General features: G+C 67.5%; 6 protein-coding genes. 3 read left to right on the top strand and 3 right to left on the bottom strand.

Going from position 1 to position 5,219, the window contains the following annotated elements; genetic code table 11:
- Window positions 1-188 (top strand): hypothetical protein (locus tag FPZ41_RS44600; protein WP_152870415.1); only part of this gene is annotated, 188 nt, incomplete at its 5' end.
- Here the strand turns inward: FPZ41_RS44600 and FPZ41_RS44605 are convergent.
- On the bottom strand, window positions 178-972 hold the full coding sequence (locus FPZ41_RS44605; RefSeq protein ID WP_152870417.1) for a site-2 protease family protein: 795 nt from the start codon (window positions 970-972) through the stop codon (window positions 178-180). The genes FPZ41_RS44600 and FPZ41_RS44605 overlap by 11 nt on opposite strands.
- 259 nt (window positions 973-1,231) lie before the next feature.
- Here FPZ41_RS44605 and FPZ41_RS44610 point away from each other — a divergent pair, with 259 nt between their 5' ends.
- Complete coding sequence (locus FPZ41_RS44610; RefSeq protein WP_152870418.1) at window positions 1,232-1,915, top strand: GNAT family N-acetyltransferase; 684 nt, start codon at window positions 1,232-1,234, stop codon at window positions 1,913-1,915.
- 48 nt (window positions 1,916-1,963) lie between these two features.
- Here the strand turns inward: FPZ41_RS44610 and FPZ41_RS44615 are convergent, their stop codons facing one another.
- Window positions 1,964-2,800 (bottom strand): IS5 family transposase, encoded by an 837-nt coding sequence (locus FPZ41_RS44615; RefSeq protein WP_322621527.1) that lies wholly within the window; start codon window positions 2,798-2,800, stop codon window positions 1,964-1,966.
- A 99-nt stretch (window positions 2,801-2,899) separates the two neighbouring features.
- A complete protein-coding gene (locus FPZ41_RS44620; protein ID WP_152870421.1) occupies window positions 2,900-4,312 on the bottom strand; it encodes a recombinase family protein in 1,413 nt (470 codons plus the stop codon).
- Between the two features lie 118 nt (window positions 4,313-4,430).
- Here FPZ41_RS44620 and FPZ41_RS44625 point away from each other — a divergent pair.
- Window positions 4,431-5,219, top strand: a 789-nt coding sequence (locus tag FPZ41_RS44625) for an AfsR/SARP family transcriptional regulator (RefSeq protein WP_322621528.1), incomplete at its 3' end; no start/stop codon positions are given.

Raw genomic sequence — 5,219 nt, forward strand, 5'->3', positions numbered from 1 at the left:
CCCAGACCCGGCGACTCGCTCTGTACACCCTCGCCGTCTGCCTGCTCTCCGTGGCCGCCGCCGTGGTCTCCTTCGTCCAGGGCAGCTGGCTGGGGATCGTCTGGGTGCTGCTGGCCGGGCTGTCGTCCAACATGACGTGGTACTACGCGCGGCGCGCGAGGGCAGGGCGCGGCTCCGTCACGGAGTGACGCACACGTTGCTGCCCTCCTGCCAGAAGCGGTACAGATTCAGGCCGCAGTATGTGTCGAGGTCGCTGATGCCCAGTCCGCTCAGCACGGCGTCGACCGCGCCGAAGAACGCGGCGTTCACCTCCGGGATCCACAGCACCGCGAACACCAGCAGCAGCCCGAACGGCGCGAGCGGCTCCATCTGGCGGCGGGCCTTGTGCGACAGCCAGGGCTCGATCACCCCGTAGCCGTCCAGGCCCGGCACCGGCAGGAAGTTCAGGATCGCGGCCGTGACCTGGAGCAGCGCCAGGAACGCCAGCGCGTACCGGAACGCAGCCGGGACCCCGTCCAGCGCGTCCAGCCAGAACGGCGCCGTGCAGACCACCGCGAACGCCACGTTGGTCAGCGGGCCCGCCGCCGAGATCAGGCTGTGTCGCCAGCGGCCCCGGATGCGCCCGCGCTCGATGAACACCGCACCGCCCGGCAGACCGATCCCGCCCATGATCACGAAGAGGACGGGCAGCACGATGCTGAGGAGAGCATGCGTGTAGGCGAGAGGATTGAGGCTCAAGTAGCCCTTGGCGCCGACGGTGATGTCGCCCCCGTGCAGCGCGGTGCGGGCATGTGCGTACTCGTGCAGACACAGAGAGATCACCCAGGCAGAGGTGACGAAGAGAAAGATGGCAAGTCCTGGAGACGACCCGAAGCCCGTCCACACCGCCCACCCGGTGACCGCCGTGACGGCGGCGATCCCGAGAAAGACAGGGCTGATCCGCTGTTCGCTTGTGCGGGAGACGGTGGTCATGAGGCAGCGCTCCTGGTATGCGGCGGTCGAAACGAGACCAGCTTCGACCGTGATGATGAATGTGTGGACAACGTCTCGCGGGGCTGAGAGTTCCCCGGAACGTTTAGAAGTTCGGCAGAAGCGTGTGACCCGGCCGTCGTGTCGCGGAGCCTTGACTAAGATCGACCGGTAAATGGAGGGCGGCGTCGTTTGGCGGCGGCGAACAACGCGGGACGGTTGTTCGCCGGCCCACCGGTTGCAGTCATGCTGTAATCGCCGGATGACGAAGATCGATTCAGGGCTAATACGACGTTGGCTGGACGGCTGGACCGTCGCCCGCTCCCTGCCCGAGGCCGAGCCGGTCGAGCCCGTCGGGGACGGCCTGCGGTCCAGGTGCGACCAACCCGGCCGCGAGGTCGAGGTGTTCGCGCTGCGTGCGGACGAGGAGCCCGAGTCCTTGGCACGGCTGGCGGCAGCCGTCGCCGCCGCGCGGCAGATCACCTGGCTCACTGTGCCTACGCTGCGCCCAGGCACAGTCGAAGCCATCGTCGGCGCAGCCGGACTGGAGTTGCTCCACCGGTCAGAGTGGTTCATGACGACTGATCTGACCGAGCACCCGCAGCACGCGCCTGCCGCGCCGTACGAGCGCGAGGTGCGCACGGAGGGACCAGTCACGGTCGTCTCCCTCTATAACGCCTCCGGAGAGGTGGCAGCGCGCGGCTCCATTGCCGTGGTCGACGGTGATGCGATCGCCGATCGTATCGAGACGGACGCAGCGCACCGCCGACGCGGCCTGGGCCGCGCCATGATGAGCGCTCTGGCGGAGACCGCCGTGTCCCAGGGTGCCCGTACTGGTCTTCTCATTGCCAGCGAGGAAGGCCAGCGCCTCTACTCCTCCCTCGGCTGGAACCACAAAGCCGACGTCCTGATCGCCCGGGGGCCGGTGGTTCCCTCCATCTGGTAGGACGTGTCTCGTTGTGCGGAGGCCCATGTATGACCGACCGGAAATGGATCACTTGAGGCGTCGGGTGGTGGGGCGGTCGTCCCAGCGGTAGCGGCTCGTTGCCCGGCGGATCAGCATGCGGAGCGTGATGAGAGCGGCGGCGAGGTAGAGGTAGAAGTCCACAACGTTGCCGCTCTTCTCTGTGCAGCGCCGGAGCTTGCCGTAGCCGTTCATCCGCGAGTGCGTGCGCTCGACGCCCCAGCGCTTGCCGGCCTGAATCGGAGTTGGCACTCCCTTACGCGTGATCTCGGCCGTGAATCCCAACTCGGCTATCAGCGCACGGGTCTTAGCGCTGTCGTATCCGCGGTCGAGGTTGACATTGACCGTTTCCGGCAGCGGGCCGACCTGCGTCTTAGCCGCTTGCAGGGGTGAGTCGTGCCGGTCGGCTCCGTCGGAGACGATCCCGAGCGGAACACCGCAGTCGTCGGAGGCGACTGAGCGCTTCAGTCCCTGCTTGCCCCGGTCGACCGGCGATCGCTCCGCCTTCTCCCCGCCGGAGGGGGCCTTGGTGACGCAGGCATCCACCGAGATCTCATACAGTCCGAGGCCGACCATACGGTCGTACGCTTTCAGGGCGAGGGCGTGAACCTGTTCCGAAATCCCCTGGTCAGACGACTCCTTGACACGACGTCGAATGGTCCGGTCGGAGCATCCGGGTGTCGAGACGCGCTCGTAGCCGGAGCCATGAACCAGCGCGAGCACGATGTGCTCGAAGACCGTCCGGTCGGCAATCCGGCGCCGATGACAGCCCAGCAGGTGGTCCGTGACGAACTCTCCCCGGGCGGGCAGGAGTGCGGCGAACTGGTTCCAAAGGGGTTCGAGCAAGCAAGACGGCACCGCGGGCACGGCCGTCCTTCGTGATCAGTGAGCGTAGAAAACTCCATGATCACCTGGACTCGTGCCTGCGGTGCATCTACCTCACTCTCATCGCCTAGAAGCGGCTGCCTATTGCCGGTCGGGCCAATTCAGAAACTTGGCAAGCCGCTCCCCGAAGTCCTCGGGGATCTCCGCAACATGGCCGCCACGTTCTCCTGGATGGCATCTGACCGTGATGCCGGCGTGGATTAGATCCTCACCGATCTCAGTGATCCCCATGCTTTGCCACCGCTCAGTGAAGGTCGTACCAAGCGGCACGAACTGCCATTGATCCTCATCGGCGCCCTCTGACGGATTCCTCGACTCGCCCTCGGCCCGTGGGACGTACACACGGCGCGTGACAGGTGTCTCTCCGATGTCCTGGAGCAGAATGCGCAGAACGGGGGTGACGATTTCCTCGTCGGGCAGGAAAGCGTAGCCGCGGCACGCCGGGGAGCCGGCGCGTGAGAGGCAGCGGATCTTCTCGGTGACCCGGTACGTCCCGTCTTTGCGTCGCTTCTTGGTCGTGTGAAGCTGAAGGTTCTTGCCGCACCCTCCACACTTGATCACGTTGAGGAGCGGGGTCCTGGGCGTCGCGGAACGTCGACTGATGGGAGAGGTCGAACCGGCCAAGGCGTCCTGAAGGCGGTCGAAGAACTCCTGGTCCAGTACTCCTTCTGCTACGCGGATGGGACGGCCGTCCTGACCGTGAACCATGACGCGCTTCTTGTATTTCTTCCCGGGAACGTCCTCGTTGCGAGTCTTCCAGCCCAGCAGGGTGGGGGAGGTGAGGATTCCCTTCAGCGTGCGGGGATACCAGACGAAGTCCTTGCCGGACTTGTTCCGTTGATACGTGTCCGCGGGGGAAGGTACCCCCCGTTCCTCGAAGTCACGGCAGATGGCATTGACCGGCTCGCCGCCCATGACGCGTCGAGCGGCTTCCCGGACGATGTCTGCCGTCTCCGGGTTGATCTCCAGGTAGCGGGCGCCGTCCTTTGCGTAGGTCCGATAGCCGAAGGGCGGTGAACTGCCGCCCCACCGGGTGGACGTGAGCAGGTGTGCACGCGACGAGGCAACCCGCTCTGCAGCGGCGCGGGCTTCCATCTGGGCAAAGGTGGCGATCATGGTGGCTGTCGCCCTTCCCGTCGGGCTCGTGAGATCGAACGGTTCGGTGGCGGACACCAGTCCTTTTCCCCCGTGGCTCTCGGCCCACTCGATCATCTGGTGCAGGTCGCCGACTCGGCGAACGAACCGATCGAGTCGCCAGAAGACGATGACGTCGAATTCGGGGGCGCGGTCGTCGAGCCACCGGGACAGTTCTGGACGCTTCCACGGCGGCACTGCGGTGGCGGAGACGGAAAGGTCTCTGGCGACACCGGCGACCTCCCAGCCGCGCACCTCACAGAAGGACGTGCAGTCTTCAACCTGCCGTTCAGGGCTGGTCGTCGATTCGGTCTGGACGGTCAGCCGGACAGCGATGAGCGCCCTCGGAGATCTCCCCATGGCCCGAAGGGTAGCGTATTTGTATCTGAGTGAATGAGAGTTGAGTGAAATAGCCTTTCTCGCCTTGGCGGAGCCCAGGGGAGGCCGTCAAGGCAGCTGGGCAAGCGAGAATGGCCCCGTGCGCTACCGCATCCTCGGCACCACCCAGGCGTTCCGCCCCGACGGCTCCTCCGCTCCGGTCGGCGGGGCGCGACTGCGTGCCCTGCTGACCGTGCTCGCGCTGCGGGCCGGGCGTACGGTGCCCGTGACCGTGCTGGTCGACGAGGTGTGGGACGGTGAGCCGCCCGCGGACGCGTCCGGCGCTGTGCAGGCGCTGGTCGGGCGGTTGCGCAGGGCGCTCGGTCCGGACGCGGTCGCCTCGGCCGACGGCGGCTACCGGCTGGTCACGGGCGCGGACGACATCGACCTCCACCGCTTCGAACGGCTCGTCGGCGAAGGTGCGCGTGCCCTGGCCGACGGTGACGCGGCGAAGGCGGCCGTGGTGCTGGACGACGCCCTGGCCCTCTGGCAGGGGCCTGCCCTCGCCGACCTCCCCGACCGTACGGCCGCGGCGGCCCGCTGGGAGGCGCGCCGGCTCGACGCCCGCCGTGCCCGTCTCACCGCGGCCCTCGCCCTGGGCCAGGCCGAGCAGCACCTTCCCGAACTCAGGGCGCTCTGCGACGCCCACCCGCTGGACGAGCCCCTCCAGGCCCTGCGGCTGCGGGCCCTGCGCGACGCGGGGCGCACGGCTCAGGCACTGGCCGCGTACGAGGGCGTACGGCGACTGCTGGCGGATCGGCTGGGCGCGGATCCGGGTGCGGAACTGAGGGCGCTGCATGGGGAGTTGCTGGCTTCGGGTGCGGTGCCGGGTGCGGTGCCGGGTGCGGGTGGCGACGCGGGTGTTTTCTCGCCCCCGCCGCCCCTACCC

It is taken from the genome of Streptomyces acidicola, assembly GCF_009377235.1.
In the GTDB taxonomy this organism is placed as follows: domain Bacteria; phylum Actinomycetota; class Actinomycetes; order Streptomycetales; family Streptomycetaceae; genus Streptomyces; species Streptomyces acidicola.